We start from the raw sequence: 20,808 nt of genomic DNA on the forward strand, positions 1-20,808 counted from the left end.
CGTTACCCGGTCGAGAATTCAAAGCGATTATCCCAGGCGGCTCTTCGGTACCAGTCATCACTCGCGAAGAGGCGGAAGCCGATAGCTGTACGATGGATTATGAAGGCTTTGGCACAGTCGGCACGATGCTCGGTTCCGGCGGCGTAATTGTGTACGACAACACGGTTTGCATCGTCCGAGCGTTGGAAATTCTTGCCCGGTTCTATGCCCATGAATCGTGTGGACAATGTACGCCCTGCCGTGAAGGCACCGGCTGGCTGAATAAAGTGTTACATCGCATCGAGAATGGACAGGGACACCCGGACGAAGTCGATTTAATTCTCGATGTCGCAAACAATATCGATGGGGAAACGATTTGTCCCCTTGGTGATGCGGCAGCTTGGCCGGTCCAGAGTGCCGTCAAGCGTTTCCGCGCCGAATTCGAGCATCATGTGATTCATCATGCTTGTTTACCCGGAACTGTAAAGTATTGAGTAGGACAGACACTCTTGTCTGTCCACTGTTGATAGGGGTGGATACGGGCTTCCAAGCCCGTTGCATTCCGTAGGGGCGAATGGCATACGCCTAATAGAGTAGGGGCTTGATTCATCAAGCCCGATATGTAAAAACGGGTTCGATGAATCGAACCCCTACATTAATCGCAAACATTAAAAGAGAGCATGGCAAAAGTAACCATCGACGGACAGAGCATCGAAGTTTCCGACGGGATCACCATCCTGTGGGCAGCGCGACAGCTCGGACGCAACATCCCGACCTTCTGTTACTATCCGTGGTTCCCGCCGCAAGGGAATTGCCGGATTTGCCAGGTCGAAATAAAAGGGATGCCGAAGCTGCAAATCGCCTGCAATATTCCCGTTCGCGATGGTATGGAAATCTTTACCGACAACGAGCGCGTCCTGAAAGCGCGGCGGGCGGTAATGGAATTCCTACTGATCCACCATCCGCTCGATTGTCCGATTTGCGATCAGGCGAGCGAATGCGATTTACAGGATTTAGCGCATAAGCACGGTGTTGCCGTTGGTCGGTACCGCGAAGCTAAGCGTACCTTTCCGAAAGTCGATTACGGCGAAAAAATTGCCCGCGAGATGAATCGTTGTATTCACTGCCGCCGATGTATTAAACTCGCCGAAGATTATTTAGGGGTCGAGTATATCGGAGCGCTCGAGCGCGGGGACCGTACGGAAATCGGCGCGTACATCGATTCGTTTCTTCCCAGTGACTTTGCCGGCAACGTGATTGATATCTGTCCGGTTGGCGCATTGACCGACAAGAAATTCCGGTTTACCGCCCGGGTCTGGGATTTGGATCAAGTGGATGCCCATCGTCCTGATTGCGAGCATGAATGCAAATGCCGACTCGGGATCTATCGCGGAGAAATTCGCCGAGTCACGTCGCGCATCAACAAAGGGGTGATGGACTCCATTATTTGCGACGATTGCCGTTACAACCATTACAACATCGAAGATTGGGTCATTGAAGTTTAATTGGAGGTTAGGCAATCTTGCCTGACGTGTCATTGCGAGGAACGCAGTGACGAAGCAATCCCAATATTGAAGTGACTTGTTTATCGAGTTAAGAGTCGATGAGGTATGAAATGAAGCTAAGTTTTAATAATGGAAATGTTCTTATTGACATTGAAAGTCAACAAGATCAGATAAACGCTTATAAGTTACTTGTTACGGTTACAGACGGAGTTCAATCAATCGAGTACGATTTGCTAATCTTGAAATCGAAGATTGTCAAGGAAGAAGCACTTGAAGTGTACATTAGTGGAGATGTGAAGAGTCTCTTAGTAAGTGAGACTGCCAAAGGAGTTTCAACTCTCAAACCATCGTATGATGATTCAAAGATGGGCTATTACTTAACAAGGCGTGAACCTTTACCAGATTTGTCATGAACGAACTTTTACTCCTCATCCTTGAGAAAGCCGGATTCGCCGTGATTCTATTCTCGGCAATCATGGGGCTTGCCTCCTATGCGACGCTCGCTGAGCGCCGGATAGCCTCATGGATGCAGGATCGGATTGGCCCCAATCGCGCCGGTCCGTGGGGACTGCTACAGCCCGCCGCCGATGGTATCAAATTCTTCTTGAAAGAAGAAATGATTCCGGCAAACGTTCACAAAATCTTCTACATCATTGCGCCCGGTATCGCCGCCATTCCTCCGATTTTATTGACTGCGGCAATTCCCTGGGGCAATAAAATCATTCTCTTTGGCCGAGAAATATCGCTCCAGATGATCGATGTCAATGCCGGATTGCTCTTTGTTTTCGCCTTTGCGTCGATTGGCATCTATGGCGTGATGTTGGGCGGGTGGGCGTCGAACAACAAGTTTTCCTTGATGGGGAGCCTGAGGGCGAGCAGCCAGGTTATTAGTTACGAATTGGCGCAAGGAACCGCCGTCGTTGGCGTACTACTACTTGCCGGAACGCTGTCGCTTCGTGAGATTGTAGAGCAACAGGACACTTTTGCGAAATGGTACATCTGGCGGCAGCCGATTGGATTCTTCATTTTCTTTGTCGCGTCGCTTGCCGAATGTGCGCGGATGCCGTTCGACTTACCGGAGTCGGAAAATGAATTGGTTGGCGGCTACCATACTGAATACAGCTCGATGAAATTCGGTCTCTTTCAGGTCTCCGAATACATTCACATGATTGTTGCTTCCTCGCTGATGGCGACGCTCTATCTTGGCGGTTGGCAAGTCCCATTCATGACGGTTTCTGCACAACCGACGCTATTTGAGTCGTTGCTCGGCGTTGGTGCGATCGTTACGAAAACGCTGTTGTTCATTTTCGTTTTTATGTGGTTGCGTTGGACCTTACCGCGCTTCCGGTACGATCAGTTAATGCGGTTAGGTTGGAAAGTGTTATTGGAAGGTGCCTTTATCTGGGTGATTATCACCGCAATTCTTGTTCTCGCGTGGCCCTTCTACACCACATGGTTTTAGTTACGGTAGGACAGACACTCTTGTCTGACCGTTTGTAGGAGCGTATGGCATACGCCCAAATCTTGGGTAGGGGCGGACTACCATGTCCGCCCGAATAATTGGAGGTTAGCCATTCTTGGCTGACAAGATTCCTAAAAAATGGCAATCGAAGTAATCAAAAATAAGTGGAAAATGTCGCTTGGCGAGCGGCTCTACATCACTCCCATCTGGGCAGGGATGCGGGTCACGTTGCGCCATCTTTTTATGAAGAAGTCGACGATTCCCTATCCCGAGCAGAAGGTGGAAGTCTCACCACGTTGGCGAGGACGACATGTCCTGAAACGCAACGAGTTGGGACAAGAGCGCTGCGTCGGTTGCCAAATGTGCGAACTCGCGTGTCCAGCGGATGCGATCTACATCGAAGCGGCGGAAGTCCCCGCCGAGAAGCGTCATGAGCATCCCACCGAGCGCTATGCGAAGGTGTATGACATCGACATGTTGCGTTGTATCTTTTGCGGCATGTGTGAAGAAGCGTGTCCCGAAGCGGCGATTTTTCTCACGCCCTACTATGAATTTGTCGACGACACCCGTGAGAAACTGATCTACAACAAAGAGATGTTGACCGAGAAAACCGGCGGTCCCATCTGGTACAAAGAGTAAGCGGATTCGCGAGGAATGAAGCGCATAACCTTGTATGCGCGAAGTGACGTGGCGATCCCATTAGCATACACAGTAGCGCAGACAATCCTGTCTGCAAAAATTAATTGGAGGTTAGGCAACCCTGCCTTGCGGCACACCGCAGGTAATCTTGTCTGACAAATCATGAACTTCTACAACATCACATTCATCCTCCTATCCTTCGTCGCGATTTTCACCGCGTTGATGGTTGTGACGCGTGCCAATCCGGTCGCGAGTGTGATGTGGCTTGTTTTGAATTTCTTTTGCATCGCTGGATTCTACGTATTGCTCGGCGCGCAATTCCTTGCTGCCGTGCAAATTATCGTCTATGCCGGCGCGATTATGGTGCTCTTCCTTTTTGTTTTGATGATGTTGAATTTAAATCTCATCGGCAAGTTGGAACGGAGTAACATCGTTTTGCGTGCCGTCGGTGGGTTGGTTGCCGGTCTGATATTGGTGTTGCTTAGCTTTGCCGTTCGCACGACCTCGGTTGCGGTAACCGAAGGGGTAACCGAAACGACACAAATGTCGCTGGGTACTGCCAAAGAGCTGGGTTCCTGGTTGTTCCAGCGCTGGGTGCTTCCCTTCCAAATCGTGGGGGTGATGTTGCTTGCCGCCATTGTTGGAGCAGTCGCATTGTCAAAGCGCGAACCAACTTCATCAAAAACAATGTTTGTCAAGAAGATGGTAGTTGGGAGTAAGCCGCAATGACAATTGGACTCATACACTACCTTGCGTTGTCGGCAGTCTTGTTCACCATCGGCGTTGCCGGAGTGTTGACTCGCCGCAATGCAATCATCTTGTTTATGTCGGTTGAGCTGATGCTGAATAGCGTCAATCTAACGTTTATCGCCTTTAGCGCATTCTCGAATAATCCGGCGGGACAGATTTACGCCTTTTTTGTCATCGCGGTTGCTGCTGCCGAGGTCGCGGTCGGTCTGGCAATCATTGTCACAGTCTATCGCAATCGCGGTTCGATTAATATCGACGATATTCATTTACTCAAAGGATAACAGTAGCGCAGACAATCTTGTCTGCGGATAACGTTAAAAAGCTTAGCCAACCTTTGGCTGACAAATACTTAAACAACTATGCCCGAACCAACAACAATCGCAACGAACTTCAATTGGCTGCTTTGGATTCCCTTGCTGCCGATTGGCGCTCTCCTATTCAATCTGATCTTTGGAAAGAAACTTTCCGAAGCGATTGTCGGTTGGATTGCCTCGCTTGCCGTTTTGACCGGATTTGTTTTATCGGTGGTCGCCTTCTTCCAATTGAAAGCGCTGCCTGCCGAACATCGCGTGATCGAAGTGGTATTCGCGAAATGGATTTCGGTCGGTAATCTGTCCCTCGATTGGGCAGTATTGCTCGACCCGCTATCCGCGATCATGATGCTCGTAGTCACCGGCGTCGGCGGCGTCATTCATATCTATTCCATCGGCTACATGCATGGCGATCCCGGTTTCCGCCGTTTCTTCCTCTATCTGAATCTCTTCATTTTCTTTATGTTGACGCTGGTGATGGGTAATAGCTTTGCGCTACTCTTCATCGGTTGGGAAGGGGTCGGGCTCTGTAGCTATCTCTTGATCGGATTCTGGTACAAGGATATGGCGAAAGCGAGCGCCGGTAAAAAAGCCTTTGTCGTAAATCGGATCGGCGATTGGGGTTTCCTGCTCGGCATGTTGCTCATGTTTGCCACCTTCGGTACGCTCCAATTCTCAAAGGTATTCCCGGCAGCATTAGAACAATTCCCAGGCGGTGCACCGGTCATTACAGCGATTGCCTTATTGTTCTTTGTCGGTGCGTGTGGTAAATCGGCGCAAATCCCGTTATATGTCTGGTTGCCTGATGCAATGGCAGGTCCAACTCCGGTTTCGGCATTAATCCATGCTGCGACGATGGTTACCGCTGGCGTCTATATGGTCGCACGGGCAAACATCATTTTCTCGTTAGCCCCGATTGCATTGGAAGTTGTAGCCACTGTAGGCGCATTGACCGCACTCTTTGCGGCAACAATCGGATTGCGGCAGTGGGACATTAAAAAAGTCCTTGCCTACTCGACGGTATCGCAGCTTGGTTTCATGTTCTTAGGAGCCGGGGTCGGCGCGTATGAAACCGGCATCGCCCATGTAATGACCCATGCCTTCTTTAAAGCGTGTTTGTTCCTTGGTTCCGGCGCAGTCATTCATTCAATGGAACACGCCTTCCACCATGAGGGCATTCATAAGGATCCGCAAGATATCCGCTACATGGGCGGCTTACGGAAAAAAATCCCATTGACCTATTGGACGTTCCTCATTGCAACGCTTGCGATTGCCGGGATTCCCGGTCTCTCCGGGTTCTTCAGTAAGGATGAAATCCTCTGGAAAACCTTTGCAAGCGGACATTGGCACCTTTGGATCATCGCGACGATTACCGCGGGACTCACTGCATTCTACATGTTCCGACTCGTCTATTTGACTTTCTTTGGTACTTTCCGCGGTGGCGAAGCGGTGGAACATCATGTTAAAGAAGTCTCACCGTTAATGACGGGAGTACTCGTCGTTCTATCCATTCTTTCAGTGTTTGGTGGCTATCTTGCCGTACCCCATGTGTTAGGTGGGCATTTCCTGATCGGAGAATGGCTTGAACCTGTACTGGCAAAGTCGCTCGAATTGCCCGCACTTGCCTATGCGAAAGAACATCATGCGATATCGCTTGAATTAGGATTGATGGCCTTTTCCGTATTGGTTGCGTTAATCGGTATTTTCATTGCGACCCGTCTTTATAAGAACAAAACACAAGAACTTGATAAATTACTTGCACAACCGACCGGATACGCCCGGGTATTGGAAAACAAGTATTGGGTTGATGAACTTTACGAGTTCATTGTCGTGAAACCCATACATTCTGCTTCGATTTTCTTTTGGAAAGTCTTCGATGGGATGGCGATTGACGGCGGTTTACACGGCATTGCCCACATCGTCGATTGGGTAGGCGCGGGATTGCGCCGGATACAAGTCGGTTTGTTATCTAGTTACGCGCTGATGATGTCGCTCGGAATCGTTGCGATTATCGGTTGGCTGGTGTTGGGAAGATAAAATGTTGCCACTACTAACGACATTAATCGTCATTCCCCTCATCGGTGCAGTACTGATGTTGTTGCTTCCCCGCAAACAGGAGAATCTTGCCCGCGGCATTTCCCTGTTTATAACTGTTATCACCTTTGCGATAAGTTTGGGTCTCTGGTTCGGATTCGATAAAACAAAAACCGGTTTCCAATTCATGGAAATCGTTCCTTGGGTTCCCTCGCTCGGAATTACCTATCAAATCGGTATCGATGGCGTTTCGTTGTTGCTGATCCTGCTTACGACGCTCCTTACCCCGATTTGCTTATTGGTTTCATGGGATCCCATCAAGAAACACGTCAAGGAATACTACTTTAGCTTCTTAGTGTTAGAAGCTGCGATGATTGGTGTGTTTGCTTCGCTCGATCTCTTCCTGTTCTATGTCTTCTGGGAAGCGATTCTCATTCCGATGTACTTCCTGATTGGCATTTGGGGTGGCAAAAACCGGCTGTATGCGGCGATTAAATTCTTCTTGTACACCTTAGTCGGCAGCCTCTTGATGCTGATTGGCATCTTGTACATCTATTTCAATCATTCCGGCACCGGTACCTTCGACTTATTGAAAATTTACGAACTCACAAAAACAGCGCCGATTCCCCTCGGTGTCCAAATGTGGTTGTTCGCTGCTTTTGGGCTTGCCTTTGCCATCAAAGTACCGATGTTCCCCTTCCACACCTGGTTACCCGACGCCCACACCGAAGCGCCGACTGCTGGTTCCATCGTATTAGCCGGCATCCTCTTGAAGATGGGAACCTACGGTTTTCTCCGGTTTGCAATTCCTTTGTTCCCCAGCGCGACCGACTCTTTTACGCCACTGATTGTCATATTATCGATTGTTGGGATTATCTACGGCGCACTCGTTGCGATGGTACAAACCGACATCAAGCGGTTGGTTGCCTATTCGTCGGTCAGTCACTTAGGGTTTGTGATGCTCGGAATGTTCGCCTTGAATTTCCAAGGGTTGTCCGGGTCGGTCTTACAAATGATAAACCACGGGCTCTCGACTGGCGCACTGTTCCTTTTGGTTGGCGTGATTTACGAGCGGAGGCATACCCGCGACATCGACGCTTATGGCGGCATTGCAGCAATCGTTCCGATTTATTCGACCATTTTCTTAATCGTGACGATGTCGTCGATTGGTTTACCGATGTTGAATGGGTTTGTCGGTGAATTCTTGATTTTGACCGGAGCGGTACAGGCAAGCTGGGTCTGGGCGGCATGGGCGGCAACCGGTGTCATTCTTTCGGCGATTTACATGCTTTGGATGGTACAGCGCGTATTTTTTGGTCCCATCAAGCATGAAGCGAACAACGAATTGACCGAGATGAATTGGAAAGAATATGCCGGAGTGATTCCGTTGCTCATTTTCATTCTCTGGATTGGGGTTTACCCCAATACGTTTTTAAGTGTACTCGATACCTCAGTCAAAGAAATCCTTGCTGCTAAAGGTGTCGTCATTCAAACTCTTCTATTGAAATAGATCGGACAGGAAGTTAGGCACACCGCCTTGCGGCTCTCCGTAGGGAATCCTGCCTGACCTGTCATTGCGAGAGCGCCTTGCGCCGAAGCAATCCCGAAAGTTAGTAACGCAAAGAAAAAATCGATTCATAGGATCAAATAACTACAAACCATGACGGAAACTTTCTGCACCCAAATCTCTGTAATCGGCCCTGCACTATGGGTCGCATTACTCGCATTCTTCGTCATGGCAGTCGATATCGTCGTCCCCAAACGAAACACCTTACTACAGGCGGTATCGTTACTTGGTCTCGGTACCATTTTCGCATCATCGCTGTGCCAGTCATGCTGTGTCGTTCCAACCACTGGTTTTTTTGGGATGTTGTCCCGTGACGCATTCACTGGATTTTTCGATTTACTTTTTATCGCTATCGCATTCCTTTCGATTGCGATGTCGGGTCCCTACTACGAGAAAACAGGGATTAAGTTACCGGAAACATTATCCTTGAAACTCCTTGCAACCGTTGGCGCTATGCTCATGGTGAATACCAACGATCTAATCGTCTTGTTCGTCGCGCTCGAACTTATGTCGATAAGCTTGTATGCGTTAGCGGGTATGTTATACGAGCGTCCCAAGTCGAACGAAGCGGCTATGAAGTATTTCCTGCTTGGTGCATTCTCCACCGGATTCTTTCTCTATGGAATCGCGCTATTGTATGGCACCACTGGCAGCACCAATTATCAGGAAATCTCGTCTTGGATCGTGAAACAGAACGGGCAATTCGGATCACTTTTCTGGGCAGGTATCGGACTTCTCTTAATCGGATTTTTCTTCAAGACGGCATCGGTACCGTTCCACTTCTGATCGCCCGATGCTTATGATGGTGCACCCACTCCAATAGCCGGTTTCTTTAGTGCCGGACCGAAAGCCGCTGCCTTTGGCGCATTCCTGAAAGTTTATGTTGTCGCCCTCTGGCCCGGTTTTACTGAACATCGGCGATTTGTTGGCAGTGATTGCCTTCTTAACAATGGCAATTGGCAATATTGTTGCAATCCAACAATCCTCCGTGAAGCGAATGCTCGCGTATTCCTCGATTTCTCATGCCGGATATCTCTTGGTAGCCATCGTTTCCGGGAATGATAACGGCGCTTCTTCTCTAATGCTCTACTCGTTGGTCTATACGATTACAAACCTTGGCGCATTTACCGTTGCCTGGCTAATGAATCGTAGCGAAGGTGTTTACTCCTTTGACGATTATAATGGTCTCTCATCCCGTCACCCTGCATTGGCGGGACTCATGGCGCTCTTCATGATTTCGTTGGCGGGGATTCCTCCGACGGGCGGGTTCTTCGGAAAGTACTACATTTTCTACTCGGCATTGCGTACTGGAAATTTGTGGCTGGCAATTTCGATGGCGCTGTTCTCTGCGATTTCCGTGTACTACTATCTGAAAATCATCGTCCACATGTACATGAAGCCAACCACCGAATCCTCCGAGCCGATACAATGGGGAGGAACAGTGGGGGTCGGTCTTGCCATCTGTGCGGTAGTCATTCTTGCAACCGGTCTCTTCCCCTCCAGTTGGGTCAATCTCGTTGGCACTGGCGTAAAAGCCCTCGGCATGTAATCTATCAGTTCGGTTCAGTAGCGAGTTATTACGCCCTGATATATGCGTTGGCGTCAGCAACCGTGTCCGCCTGAAGTTATTGGAGAAAACGAGACCGCATTGCAGTTCAGAGCGGAAATCCAGATCGACCTTTTTCCGAACTCAAATATATATTCTTTGTCTAACAAACGACAATACTGAGGATCGATTTATATCTGCCAATGAAACTGTTCTATGCAACTCTTAACCAAAACATCGCGCGCCTCTAACATGGCAACTTCCCTACCCAACGATAAGGAGAGCGACGTAACCGGAGCATCGTTAATCCCACACGGTACAATCCCCTGAAAGTGCGACAAATTCGGATTTACATTGAACGCAATCCCGTGCATCGTTACCCACCGTGATACCCGAATCCCCATTGCACAAACCTTTGCCCCTCTAACCCAAACACCGGTACGACCTTCCACCCGGTACCCTTCGAGTTGCCAATGTGCTAACGTGTCGATGACAGCTTGCTCAAGCATTCTCAGAAACCGATGAATGTCTTTTCCATGTTGTTCTAAATCGACGATGAAATATCCGACGATTTGACCCGGTCCGTGATAGGTAACGTCACCTCCACGATCTGTTTCATACAATTCTATCCCGGCTGCCTTCCGTTTCGCTTCACTCCATACAATGTTGGAAACCGTTACACCGTCCACTTTCGTACTGCGGCCATACGTGTACACTGGAAAATGCTCAAGCAGCCAAACCGTGTCGGGTATCTCGCCGGCTTGACGTTGCTTCAACAATTTCATTTGTTCTTCATAAGCGTCTTGGTACGAAATGAGTGCTGGACTAATGATGAGCTGTGCTGGAATCGGTTCTCTTGATGTCGTCATTTATTCACTCGGAAAGTTGCCACATAAAGCGATACGAAACTCATGGAGCGATCCGCTCATGACCCCCTGAACAATCGCCGGATCGTTCGCAAATAGCTTCTCAGCTTCCGCCCGGTTATCCGCGCGTAAGATTACGATACCAAACGTGGTGTCGTCACACCGTCCCGCAAACTGCACGATTCCCTTCTCATGTAGCCCCACCAAATATCGAAAATGCTCCCCGACTATTCGGACATCCTCATCGGTGTAGTTCGTATCGAAGTTCGCTTTCACCGGTCTCACTAAGTAACTATAGTAACGCATTAGTTCTCCTTTGTGAGTTTGCCAACATTGAATTTCAAGTCCACCCTACGAACAAAAACTGCCGGACACTTTGTCCGGCAGTTTCTCGAAAACAATGTAATCTATACTCTAACAAACTTCGTGGTGAAGTGGCGTAGAATCGGCGGCTCGTATGTTATCTGTAATCCGCGGATGAAGCTGCTTCTCCTCATCACATTATGCAGCCCTTCGGCAACCCACTCCAAATGATTCGAAGTAAATGTCCGCCGTGGTAGGCACAATCGTAACAATTCTAACCGGGGATACCGGTTCTCACGGGTTACTGGATCGCGATCCGCTAACACTGCGCCGATTTCAACTCCTCGAACCCCAGCTTCGATGTATATCTCGACACCCAACGTTTGAGCAGGAAAATGCTCGCGGGGAATATTCGGTAACACCTTCAAAGCATCGACGTAAATCGCATGACCGCCCGCCGGCTTGACATGCGGCACTCCTGCTTCTGTAAGCAAATCGCTCAAGTATTTCGTCTGTGCTAACCGGTGTTCCAAATACTCGTCGTCGATTCCCTCTTTCAAACCGACGGCAAGCGTTTCCATGTCGCGTCCTGACATCCCGCCGTAAGTAACAAACCCTTCAAACAGAATACCGTAGATCGAACACTGACGATACAATTCTTCGTCACGCATGGCGATAAATCCACCGATGTTGACCAAGGCGTCTTTCTTCGATGACATCGTGCAACCGTCGGCATAGGAGAAGAACTCACGGGCAATGGTTGCTGAGGACTTACTCGCGTAGCCAGTTTCCCGCATCTGAATAAACTTGCAATTCTCGGCGTATCGAGCAGCATCGACGAACAATGTAACTTTAAACTCGTCGCATAGTTGCTTTACCCCGCGCATGTTTTCCATCGACACCGGTTGTCCGCCCGCGCTGTTACATGTTACCGTCACGAGAACAAATGGTACTCGTTTCTGGGGAACATATTCGGTTAAAGCAGCTCGGAGTTTCTCTAAATTTAAGTTGCCTTTGAACGGAAAAAGATTGTCCGGATCGAATGCTTCATCAATCGTGCAATCGATTGCATGGGCTTTCCGGAATTCAATGTGGGCTTTGGTCGTATCGAAATGGGAGTTGCCCGGAACAACATCATGCTCTTTGATTAAAGCGCTGTGGAGAACATTTTCCGCCGCACGTCCCTGGTGAGTGGGGAGGACATAGGGAAAACCCATCACATCAGCGATTGATTCTTTCATTCGGTAGAAGGAAGCGGAGCCGGCGTAACTTTCATCTCCCATCATTAACGCTGACCATTGCTGGGTTGACATCGCACCGGTACCACTATCAGAGAGCATATCGATAAACACTTCTTCCGACCGCAACCCAAAAAGATTGAAACCAGTATTCTCAATTTTCTCTTCGCGAACATTTCTTGGTAACAGGTGAATCGGTTCAACCATTTTTATACGGTACGGTTCGGGTATCATACTATCTCCGGTAATGATGCGTCCAATCGGTTACTCGATTGGCAAATTGGGTTAGTGCCGTAATTTCGTAAGTTTTTCCCCAAGGTTCAACTCAGTTGGTTTTCCCACGGAGTTTATCTGCCTAACGCTTGCAATCTCAGGTGTGTCGGAACTTTCGGAGTAGATAGGCGGTTATTCCGATGAACAAACTAATGAATGTATTCAATCGAATTGCAAACACGATGGCGATACATTCCGGGTTCGAGTAACCCAGCGCGAGGGCAATTTCCGATGCTCCGATATCGGCAATCCCAACCCCTCCCGGAAGAAAACTCGCGACCATGATAAATGTCACCAAACTTAGAACTACCAGAGCATCGGTGACCGGCATCGTGACATCAAACGCTTTTGCTAACGCGATCCACAACAATCCGATTACAATCCATTGCACAATGGTTACGACCGGCACGATCCAGCTATTTGCTGTTATGCGGATCGTTGCCGCCATCCCGTCGATTAGTGTCCGGAGTTTTGTAATGCGTTTATGAGCAACTTTTAGGGCAAACACTCCTACCACGACACAAATCACAAACAGTCCAAGTACAATTTCTAAATGGGTTAAAAACCGTTCACGAAACTCCGTTTGTGCTAAAATACCGACCGTAGCAAATATCAGGAGCGTTGCCACATCCATCACCCGTTCGACTGCCACGATTCCATACTGTGAGCCGCGAGAACCGCCTGAGAGTTTATGAGACATTTCAGCTTTGAGGAATTCCCCGGCATTCATCGGGGTGACCGATCCCAACCCTTTTGCGATAGCGGTGATCGATAACAAGTTACCCCACGGAAGCTTCTTAACATCTTTCGTTAACAGAAAACCCCACCGGATTGTCGAAAGTACAACGAAGAGTGCATACCCAAATGCACCTAAAACGACATACCAGTAATTGATATAGGAAAACTGCTGGAAAAACTCCGGTGGTGTTCGCCATGCAAAATACCAGACTGCGAGCGCGATAGCGATCAGAGAGGCGACAACTTGAAAGACTTGTTTTCCGAGTATCCCCATCGGTTACGACAACGCAGGAAATTTTTCCCGTAGCCTGCGCATTACCGGCTCCGGGACGTAGTGGGAGACATCGCCACCGTTCGATGCCACGTTGCGGATTAACGAGCTGTTGAGATAGGTGTAGCGGGGATGGGGCATCATAAAAAGCGTTACAATTTCCGGTGCCAACCGTCGATTCATCAGAGCCATTTGAAATTCAAACTCGAAATCGCTGATAGCCCGTACACCGCGAATTAATGCAATTGCTTCCTTTTGACGCGAATTTAACAACTAAACCCTTGAAGGAATCGACTTCGACATGAGGAATATTCTTGCAACTCTCCTGCATCATAGCTAACCGCTCCTCGATACCGAAGAGCGGTTGCTTTTCAGGATTCATTGCCAAACAAACGTACACTACTTCAAACAGTGAAGCGGTGCGTTCGATAACGTCGAGGTGTCCGTTAGTAATTGGGTCAAAAGTACCTGGTACCACCGCGATATGCGGTTTCGAGTTGTGTTTAGACATAATATTCGTAACCGAAATATTTACTCTTCAGACTTCTCTTCGCTGCTATCGGTGTCTTTTTTCTTAGACGTTTTGATCGTGCTCAAAACGGTTGAAACCAACTCTGGAAGTTTTGCTGTTAAATTATCGAGCGCACTCGGTTTCGTACCAAACAAATGTACGTTGTGACCGTCGAGGACGATAAAAGCAACCGGTGAAATCGACAAACCCGCTCCGCCACCGGAGCCACCGCCACTGCCTTGTTTCCCCTCGCCTTTCGCGCCAGATCCTTCTCCACTCCCGGCACCGACTCCGAGGGAAACTTTTACTACCGGCAGAATTACCCGTTCGCCAATCGTAATCGGTTCGCCCACTACGGTCTTCGTTGCCGCGATGGAAGTCAATTTACTGAGTAATGTATCGAGAATGTCTTTGGTAAACTCGCCTGCCATTGTTCCTCCTAACAGTTATCCGCGAAAATCCGGTGTTTCGATATAATTACATTGAAACTGCATGCGTTAGTCTGTGATAACCGCACGCCAAACTTCACCAGCCTTGATATAAGTGATGCGATAGGGCAACGCCGATTGTTTGGATAGCCGCTGCATCAACTCGTCCAACTTTCCTTCCCAACTATCTCCAACTAATCGAACACCACTACTGCTAACTCCGGAAAATGGTTGGATCGGATAGGTTGGAACCACTACGAAAATGCTGAATCGCAGCGAAGGTCCATCGTATATGACTTGATAACTTTTCAGTCCTGCGGAATCCAACTTTGCTTTCGTTTGCGTACTGCGGTCACCATCGACAACCAACTGAAACATCGCTTCGCCTGTTGTCAGTACTGCTGTCTCCAATTGACCCAAACTTGCAACTACTTGCACTGTTTTAGTAAAAATGTCAATCGCTTGCAGGGTACTGTTCGGTTGTGTCGATGAAGGAGTTGTCGCAATGAGAAGCGTGTCCGGTTTAACATATCCAAGCGGGACTGTATCGACTTTCTTCCCTATCGGTGTTGTCACTGGCTTTATCGGATGCTTAGGTTTGTAAACCCACGGTTGCCACCATAACAACCCGCCCACTGCCAACAATAAAATTAGTGCAACAATCGGCCAGAAAAGTTTCACTTTGCGTTTCGATCGGGCGACTTCTTCGGTTTGTTCGACGCTGGTTTCCACTTCTTGCGAAACATTTTCGTTGAAGCACATCAACTGCCACGAATCTAACGTATCGTCGACGCTGCCGATTCTTATTACGGTTAGTTTACACGGGATCGACTCACACAAATTTCGCCAAAACGTATAAACCGCTGGTCGAAGCGCCGCTATTTCAAATTGCCCATCGGAACGTTGTGCATACCGGAACAGGAATCGTTCAATATCGTCGTTCAGCTTAAAACCTACCTCCCAACGGAGTTGGTCGACAATCTCATCGTTCGCTAAAGCTGGGGCGGGAACTGTTGCACGCATTCCCCAATCAACCGGGAGCCATACTTCAATTTCACTCGGCGAGTAACTTGATACCAATGAGACAAATGCTTGCAACAAAATCGGTTCTAATGTGGGCGATTTCGCAATGATAGGGGAAGAAGCAAATGGAACATTACGGTTTGCTAACTCAAGAAAAGAGAATACGCCATTCTCCTCTGTGAGGATTCCCACGGATATTCTCTGTCCGAACCAGCGAAGAACAGTTTTATTCATGGTTTGTGCAGAATTGAATCGCTATCAACTGTAAGAAACGGACGAATCCGCTCGAATGTTACCGGACCAATGCCATTTACCCGCTCGTCAAGTTCCTCTAAGGTACGAAAAGGTTTCGCTCGGCGCGCTTGGATAATACGTTGCGCTGTTACTTTTCCAATCCCCGGTACTAATTCCAGCAATTCTCTTGAAGCATGATTTACATCCAACGGAAAGTGAACGATTGAGTCCGCTACAACAAGAGACCGTAATGATGGAAGTTCGTTTTGTCTTATTGTAGCGGGAGCAGTCGAACGGGTAATAGGAAAAGTCGCCGCCAGAAGAACAACCGCTGCTGTTAGAATGAGCATCCGCTCAAACGGCGTAAACAGCAGCGGCAAGGTCTGGAAACGTTCTTTCCAATTAGACTTCTTTGAGGGTGCTGAATTCGGCATATCCGATCGGTCGCTCCTCGATCTGTGCCGTGTCACGCAACTGCTTAGCTGCTTTACGTTGAATGATTTCCGCGCGGATGATGCGAATTCTACCGTCATGAGTTGCTTGTTCCGTAAACTCATCGACTGGAATTTTCATTTCCCGTGCTACCACTTGCAATTGTTGCTTCATCTCATCGTCAGTCGGTTCGATTTGCAACTGTTGACCAATTTGCCGTAACAACAGATCCCATTTCGCATCGACTGTCGAAGCCGGTCGCAAGACTTTTTCAAAGAAATCATCGGATACTACACCTGTTTCATGGGCTAACCGTTCGCGTAACTGCTCGGCATATACTTCTACAAACGCCGATGGTACAGGTATATCGTTCGCTTCCAAAACTGCGCTGCGGATACGCCGGTATACTCCTTCTTCACACCGTTGGTCGGCAGAATGTTCAAGCTCCACTTTCATCGCATTCCGCAAATCTTCGACTGTCTTATACATCGGTCCGAACTTCGCAACAAACTCCTCGTTAAGTTCGGGAAGCACACGATCTTTTACCGATGTTACTTGTACTCGGTATGTATACTTGTGTTCGTGCGCTTCGCCGCCGCCGTGGGCTGCTTGATCATGCTGTTCAACGACTTCGACAACCCTGATTTCACCATCGACAATGCCGAGTAATCTCTCCGTGCTGTTCGGTCCCAGCGGATCGTTTGCCACCGGGAAATCGGGAATGTGACGAATCGAATCCTTGTAAATATGTCCTTGATCGTCAAGTGAGGCGATTTCGCAGTCGAGGAACGAATCGATGGTGGCGGCGAGATTTGTTGGTACATAATTCGCATAATTCACGCGCAGTCGTTCCATGGCAACATCGACGTCGCAATCGGCGATCTCGACCTTGTACTTCCAAATAGGCAACGCATCGAAGCCCTTTGCTTCATATACCGGTGCAACTGGAATCTTCAGCGAGAAAGTGAGCGGTTGGTTTTCGCCGAACACTTCGTTATCCACTTCCGCTTTCGCGATTGGTTCGACGCCGGTTTGCGTAAGAGCTAACGGATATGCCTCTTTCACCAAAGTTTCGACGATGTCTTCCAATAATGCGCTGCCAAACCGTTGGCGAAGCATAGTCATGGGGACTTTACCGACCCGGAAACCGGGCAATTGAATCGTTTTCGAAAGCTTCACCAACTCCGTTTGATATCGTTCAGAGACCTCGGTCGCCGGGATGGTCACTTGCAGCTCAACCGATGTTTCATCCAGTTGTGATTGCGTTACTTGTAAATCGTTGATCACTGTTTCTCCTGAGATTCGTAAGGATAAATCTACCGTGCGAAAGGGGGGACTCGAACCCCCACGCCTTTCGGCACCAGATCCTAAGTCTGGCGCGTCTGCCAATTCCGCCACTCTCGCTAAACATGCAAACGATAAAGGTATCGAAATTTCTTTCTTGGGGCAAATCCTTAGTGCCGAACTCGGGTCTTTCTATACAGGCGAATGCCAGAAAGTAAAGGAAAACTAAGCAGGATGATAAGTAATTCCCATAGAATTCGGATAGGACGAATCGAGCATCCCCCCGAAATCGAATACTCCCATTGTCCTTGTTCAAAAGCGGGATAGATACGCAGAGTTAGCTTGTTCGGCAGCAAAGGCTGAACCGAACACCCATACCCATACAACATTCCAATCAACGCCGGATCGTCGCCACCGATTTGAAAATACCCATCAACTGGTTGCCAATTCGGAATTGAAAAAATTCGGCGTAAACTTCGTACCCCCCAACCCAGGAATGCGACTATCTCTTTGCTACAAGAAAAAAGTTTTAGTCCATCGAACCGCTTCTTTTTCGTCTTCTTCTTTTTCGGTTCTTTGGAAGTTTTGATTTTTCTTTCGGTCGATTTAGCAACATCGATTGAACCTGTTGCTGTGGGGATCGATTCATTCTCCTTTGTATCGCTTTGAAAAGAAAATATAAAATATGAGAAGTGAAAAGTGAATTTCTGGTTTCTCAAGTGAAAGCGCAGTCGCACCGGAATCGATAGCGAAACAAGCAGTAGCGCGAACAGGAAAGTTAAAACGTATAATTCAATAAATATTTAAGTCACCGAAATAGGTTAGTTACGACGTTCCTGAAAAAACCGCCGTAAAATGTCACCACATTCTTGCTCACAGATGCCACCAACAACTGTCGTTTTTTTGGGGAGTTTACCCTCCTCCAACAGATTATAAAGACTTCCGGCAGCCCCCATTTTTGGATCGTTCGCACCAAACACAACTCGGTCTAACCGCGCCAACAGAATAGCACCTGCACACATTGGACACGGTTCCAGCGTAACAAACAACGTACACCCTTCGAGATATTGTTCTCCCAAAGTCTGCGTTGCTGCCGAGATTGCCAACATTTCCGCATGCGCGGTAGGATCGTTGCTCATCATCGTTCGGTTGCTGCCGGTGCCCAACAATCGCTCACCATGCATGACAACCGCACCCACCGGCACTTCACCTGAGCGTAGCGCTTCTTCCGCTTGTCGCAATGCCCGGTACATGCCCCGGTCAAAGTAATTCGGCATTTCTAACATATACTCCTAATCACTACAAAATTGATGTAGTGGGTGACTCATTGGAAAAATACAACCGAATCTTCACTTTCTGAAGTTCTCCGGGCACTTGTTCTTTTTGAACTCTTCGCGTTACCTTACGACAGTATGAGTTCGCCTGCTTACCCGCCCAATCGTGAACGGATCATCGTCGTATCCACCCCGGTAACGACTTTTATAACACCGTTCGATGCCACGTTACGAATAATCGTAACGATGGCTTTTCCATTTCTCACCATTGGTCTTTTTTTACCAGCTAAGCACCAGCTACAAGCACTCATCGCGATTGGAATCTCCGTCGCCATTCTCGCGTTATGGATGTTTGCCCGCAAACCTTTGGCGATTTCTGAGGGAATTGTCTCAAGTTACTCTAAAAACCATCCCTTCAGTTCCCCGGTGGAATGGACTGCATCGTTATTAGCTTCTTTAGCAAGTGCTGGTTTAAGTATTCTCTTCCTTGGGTACTATGTTGCCCACGGTCTCAGCTACATGAAGTTCACTCCTGAGTTACTTCAAAGGGAGCCAACATACTTAGCAATAGCTTTGACCGGTCTTTTGATTGTGCTCTTTCTCCGCAAACGAATTGTTGGCAGGGAACAGGATCGGGCGCGGATGCGGCGGTTGTTTACTGTAATTCTTGCAATGACGCTACTACTAATTTTCTATTTGTTCAGCACCAATTTGCCATCTTGGAATCCCTTACTAAGTGAACGGTTTAGGATCGTTCTACCCGACATTCACGATTTGCCCGATTTGCCGTACTTCGTTGCAACGACTGCTTTTGCTGCATCATTAGCGCTGTTTGCCGTGGCAAACCGCGATGAGATTGTCACATCAATGCGAGATATTGCCGCTCCAAAACGCAAGAATGCCATTGTTGCCGCCGCTTTTGCAGTCGGAATGCTCGCCGTAATTGGGGTCGTCTTTTCCACCGTTATTCATCGCAGTATTTACGGACTGATAGTTTGGAACACGGGTGGGTTACCTTCAGTTGCGATTTTTGTCTTTGTCATGACCGCTTTTTGTCTCTTTGCTTACGACGCAGCGACTCGCCATCTCGAAACATTGCTGTTACCAGCACTGGAAGCCGGTTATCTGCCACTAATTCTGCGGTTTCAACATACCCGGTTTGGTACCTATTCCCGGCTCTTACTTGTAATTGGTGTTGTCCAATTCCTCTGTGCAATAATACTGCTCGCAATGAACAATTATGCCGTCGCTGTCACCGGTTGGCTGGTTTCGATTTCGATTATGGCAAGCAGCATTACTGCCATGGATGAAATGCTAAAACTCAGAAAAGCAAAAAACACTCCTCCTGAAGTGACTGGTAGCCGACTGAAACTAAGTCGGCGAGTTAGCGAAGCCCTTTTGTTAATGATTGCTTTGATAACAATGATTGCCGTAACAGGATTGTTGGGATGGAAAACTTCGTTAGGATTAACGATTCTGGTAATATTCACTACAACGTATTTTGTAAAACGGTTTGGATTTGCAGCTTGGTTAACCGAGCCAGTAAATGAACCACAACGCTTTGAATTGGAATCGTTTAAAACATTAGACTCGGTACAGAGTAAATTTAATGCGCAAAACCGTCCCATCCTAATCGCCGCTCGGCATCCCCAAGGGCTGTCCCATCTCAGGAAAATGCTTGAAATGCCGCAATTTGCTGACCGCGATATTGTTGTTATGACGGTACGCATCGTGCGCGATGAACTGGAAACAGACGAAATTACCGTTTTCGGAAGACATGAAAAAATGCTGTTTCAGGAAGTGATGAAAGTTGCCGAATCCTATGGCAAAGTTGTACTGCCCCTTGTAGTGACGGCTCCATCTGCCACCGAAGCGATTGTAGCCGCCGCCGCCCGGCTCCATGCCGAAGAAATCGTTTTGGGCTTGTCCGGTAAAGTATCGATTGACGAGCAAATGAAAGAATTTCTTCGGAATTGGAAAACCTACCCGAAAACGGATTCGCTATCCATTCGACTCCGTATCATAACTTCCCGTCAGGAAGTCATCCGCGAAATATCTTAATCTCTTTCATAGAGTGATTTTCCTATCGGATAGTATTGCCGATGCAGGATTATAATAACGGACGCCACCCCAATTATTT

21 protein-coding genes, 1 tRNA gene and 1 pseudogene are annotated in these 20,808 nt (G+C 48.2%); 12 read left to right on the forward strand and 11 right to left on the reverse strand.

Going from position 1 to position 20,808, the window contains the following annotated elements; translation table 11 throughout:
* The 11 genes from OEM52_03795 to OEM52_03845 all read left to right on the forward strand — a co-directional run.
* Positions 1-473: NADH-quinone oxidoreductase subunit F (locus OEM52_03795; protein MDK9699260.1), on the forward strand; the 473-nt coding region annotated here is incomplete at its 5' end.
* Between the two features lie 186 nt (positions 474-659).
* Entirely contained in the window at positions 660-1,484 is an 825-nt protein-coding gene (locus tag OEM52_03800) for a 2Fe-2S iron-sulfur cluster-binding protein (protein ID MDK9699261.1), read from the forward strand.
* A gap of 110 nt (positions 1,485-1,594) precedes the next feature.
* Positions 1,595-1,897, forward strand: coding sequence for a hypothetical protein (locus OEM52_03805; GenBank protein MDK9699262.1), 303 nt, complete (start codon positions 1,595-1,597; stop codon positions 1,895-1,897).
* Positions 1,894-2,946: an NADH-quinone oxidoreductase subunit NuoH gene (gene nuoH / locus OEM52_03810; protein ID MDK9699263.1), complete on the forward strand. Its 1,053-nt coding sequence runs from the start codon at positions 1,894-1,896 to the stop codon at positions 2,944-2,946. Before OEM52_03805 ends, nuoH begins: the two co-directional genes overlap by 4 nt.
* A gap of 138 nt (positions 2,947-3,084) precedes the next feature.
* A complete protein-coding gene (nuoI, locus tag OEM52_03815) occupies positions 3,085-3,585 on the forward strand; it encodes an NADH-quinone oxidoreductase subunit NuoI (protein MDK9699264.1) in 501 nt (166 codons plus the stop codon).
* Between the two features lie 162 nt (positions 3,586-3,747).
* Positions 3,748-4,314, forward strand: a complete 567-nt coding sequence (locus tag OEM52_03820; protein ID MDK9699265.1) for an NADH-quinone oxidoreductase subunit J — start codon at positions 3,748-3,750, stop codon at positions 4,312-4,314.
* A 2-nt stretch (positions 4,315-4,316) separates the two neighbouring features.
* Positions 4,317-4,616: an NADH-quinone oxidoreductase subunit NuoK gene (gene nuoK / locus OEM52_03825; GenBank protein ID MDK9699266.1), complete on the forward strand. Its 300-nt coding sequence runs from the start codon at positions 4,317-4,319 to the stop codon at positions 4,614-4,616.
* Between the two features lie 78 nt (positions 4,617-4,694).
* The gene (nuoL, locus tag OEM52_03830) at positions 4,695-6,683 is read left to right on the forward strand and encodes an NADH-quinone oxidoreductase subunit L (protein MDK9699267.1); all 1,989 of its coding nucleotides are present in this window, start codon (positions 4,695-4,697) and stop codon (positions 6,681-6,683) included.
* Between the two features lies 1 nt (position 6,684).
* Entirely contained in the window at positions 6,685-8,190 is a 1,506-nt protein-coding gene (locus OEM52_03835; GenBank protein MDK9699268.1) for an NADH-quinone oxidoreductase subunit M, read from the forward strand.
* A gap of 150 nt (positions 8,191-8,340) precedes the next feature.
* Entirely contained in the window at positions 8,341-9,033 is a 693-nt protein-coding gene (locus tag OEM52_03840; GenBank protein MDK9699269.1) for a proton-conducting transporter membrane subunit, read from the forward strand.
* Between the two features lie 94 nt (positions 9,034-9,127).
* Complete coding sequence (locus OEM52_03845) at positions 9,128-9,796, forward strand: proton-conducting transporter membrane subunit (GenBank protein ID MDK9699270.1); 669 nt, start codon at positions 9,128-9,130, stop codon at positions 9,794-9,796.
* A gap of 188 nt (positions 9,797-9,984) precedes the next feature.
* On the opposite strand, the gene lipB is transcribed toward OEM52_03845, so the two are convergent.
* The 11 genes and pseudogenes from lipB to OEM52_03900 form a co-directional block, all read right to left on the reverse strand.
* Positions 9,985-10,662 carry a lipoyl(octanoyl) transferase LipB gene (gene lipB, locus OEM52_03850; GenBank protein MDK9699271.1) on the reverse strand — a complete coding sequence of 226 codons (678 nt, stop codon included), beginning with the start codon at positions 10,660-10,662 and terminating at the stop codon, positions 9,985-9,987.
* Positions 10,663-10,965, reverse strand: a complete 303-nt coding sequence (locus tag OEM52_03855; GenBank protein MDK9699272.1) for a YciI family protein — start codon at positions 10,963-10,965, stop codon at positions 10,663-10,665.
* A 101-nt stretch (positions 10,966-11,066) separates the two neighbouring features.
* On the reverse strand, positions 11,067-12,434 hold the full coding sequence (locus OEM52_03860) for a tryptophanase (GenBank protein MDK9699273.1): 1,368 nt from the start codon (positions 12,432-12,434) through the stop codon (positions 11,067-11,069).
* A gap of 136 nt (positions 12,435-12,570) precedes the next feature.
* Positions 12,571-13,485, reverse strand: coding sequence for a flippase-like domain-containing protein (locus tag OEM52_03865; GenBank protein ID MDK9699274.1), 915 nt, complete (start codon positions 13,483-13,485; stop codon positions 12,571-12,573).
* Positions 13,486-13,488: 3 nt separating this feature from the next.
* Positions 13,489-13,993 (reverse strand): annotated as a pseudogene (gene coaD, locus OEM52_03870) (pantetheine-phosphate adenylyltransferase).
* Positions 13,994-14,013: 20 nt separating this feature from the next.
* Positions 14,014-14,424 carry a spore germination protein GerW family protein gene (locus OEM52_03875; GenBank protein ID MDK9699275.1) on the reverse strand — a complete coding sequence of 137 codons (411 nt, stop codon included), beginning with the start codon at positions 14,422-14,424 and terminating at the stop codon, positions 14,014-14,016.
* A gap of 66 nt (positions 14,425-14,490) precedes the next feature.
* Complete coding sequence (locus tag OEM52_03880) at positions 14,491-15,678, reverse strand: hypothetical protein (GenBank protein ID MDK9699276.1); 1,188 nt, start codon at positions 15,676-15,678, stop codon at positions 14,491-14,493.
* The gene (locus tag OEM52_03885) at positions 15,675-16,112 is read right to left on the reverse strand and encodes a helix-hairpin-helix domain-containing protein (protein MDK9699277.1); all 438 of its coding nucleotides are present in this window, start codon (positions 16,110-16,112) and stop codon (positions 15,675-15,677) included. The genes OEM52_03880 and OEM52_03885 overlap by 4 nt, the downstream gene beginning before the upstream one ends.
* Entirely contained in the window at positions 16,081-17,397 is a 1,317-nt protein-coding gene (gene tig, locus OEM52_03890) for a trigger factor (protein ID MDK9699278.1), read from the reverse strand. The genes OEM52_03885 and tig overlap by 32 nt, the downstream gene beginning before the upstream one ends.
* A 35-nt stretch (positions 17,398-17,432) precedes the next feature.
* Positions 17,433-17,514: transfer RNA gene (locus OEM52_03895), tRNA-Leu, on the reverse strand.
* 701 nt (positions 17,515-18,215) lie between these two features.
* A complete protein-coding gene (locus OEM52_03900; protein ID MDK9699279.1) occupies positions 18,216-18,671 on the reverse strand; it encodes a nucleoside deaminase in 456 nt (151 codons plus the stop codon).
* A gap of 42 nt (positions 18,672-18,713) precedes the next feature.
* Between OEM52_03900 and OEM52_03905 the strand changes: the two genes are divergently transcribed.
* Positions 18,714-20,729 (forward strand): hypothetical protein, encoded by a 2,016-nt coding sequence (locus OEM52_03905; protein MDK9699280.1) that lies wholly within the window; start codon positions 18,714-18,716, stop codon positions 20,727-20,729.
* Positions 20,730-20,808 lie beyond the last annotated feature (79 nt).

The organism is bacterium (genome assembly GCA_030247525.1).
Classification (GTDB): Bacteria; Electryoneota; JAOADG01; order JAOADG01; family JAOADG01; genus JAOTSC01.

Excerpts from the sequence above, each read along its gene's own strand:
- OEM52_03875 (MDK9699275.1), bottom strand. The coding sequence starts at position 14,424 with ATGGCAGGCGAGTTTACCAAAGACATTCTCGATACATTACTCAGTAAA.
- nuoL (MDK9699267.1), top strand. The coding sequence starts at position 4,695 with ATGCCCGAACCAACAACAATCGCAACGAACTTCAATTGGCTGCTTTGG.
- lipB (MDK9699271.1), bottom strand. The coding sequence starts at position 10,662 with ATGACGACATCAAGAGAACCGATTCCAGCACAGCTCATCATTAGTCCA.
- OEM52_03840 (MDK9699269.1), top strand. The coding sequence starts at position 8,341 with ATGACGGAAACTTTCTGCACCCAAATCTCTGTAATCGGCCCTGCACTA.
- OEM52_03865 (MDK9699274.1), bottom strand. The coding sequence starts at position 13,485 with ATGGGGATACTCGGAAAACAAGTCTTTCAAGTTGTCGCCTCTCTGATC.
- OEM52_03835 (MDK9699268.1), top strand. The coding sequence starts at position 6,685 with ATGTTGCCACTACTAACGACATTAATCGTCATTCCCCTCATCGGTGCA.
- nuoI (MDK9699264.1), top strand. The coding sequence starts at position 3,085 with ATGGCAATCGAAGTAATCAAAAATAAGTGGAAAATGTCGCTTGGCGAG.
- nuoH (MDK9699263.1), top strand. The coding sequence starts at position 1,894 with ATGAACGAACTTTTACTCCTCATCCTTGAGAAAGCCGGATTCGCCGTG.
- OEM52_03860 (MDK9699273.1), bottom strand. The coding sequence starts at position 12,434 with ATGATACCCGAACCGTACCGTATAAAAATGGTTGAACCGATTCACCTG.
- OEM52_03855 (MDK9699272.1), bottom strand. The coding sequence starts at position 10,965 with ATGCGTTACTATAGTTACTTAGTGAGACCGGTGAAAGCGAACTTCGAT.
- OEM52_03805 (MDK9699262.1), top strand. The coding sequence starts at position 1,595 with ATGAAGCTAAGTTTTAATAATGGAAATGTTCTTATTGACATTGAAAGT.
- OEM52_03845 (MDK9699270.1), top strand. The coding sequence starts at position 9,128 with ATGTTGTCGCCCTCTGGCCCGGTTTTACTGAACATCGGCGATTTGTTG.
- OEM52_03885 (MDK9699277.1), bottom strand. The coding sequence starts at position 16,112 with ATGCCGAATTCAGCACCCTCAAAGAAGTCTAATTGGAAAGAACGTTTC.
- OEM52_03880 (MDK9699276.1), bottom strand. The coding sequence starts at position 15,678 with ATGAATAAAACTGTTCTTCGCTGGTTCGGACAGAGAATATCCGTGGGA.
- OEM52_03820 (MDK9699265.1), top strand. The coding sequence starts at position 3,748 with ATGAACTTCTACAACATCACATTCATCCTCCTATCCTTCGTCGCGATT.
- OEM52_03900 (MDK9699279.1), bottom strand. The coding sequence starts at position 18,671 with ATGCCGAATTACTTTGACCGGGGCATGTACCGGGCATTGCGACAAGCG.
- OEM52_03800 (MDK9699261.1), top strand. The coding sequence starts at position 660 with ATGGCAAAAGTAACCATCGACGGACAGAGCATCGAAGTTTCCGACGGG.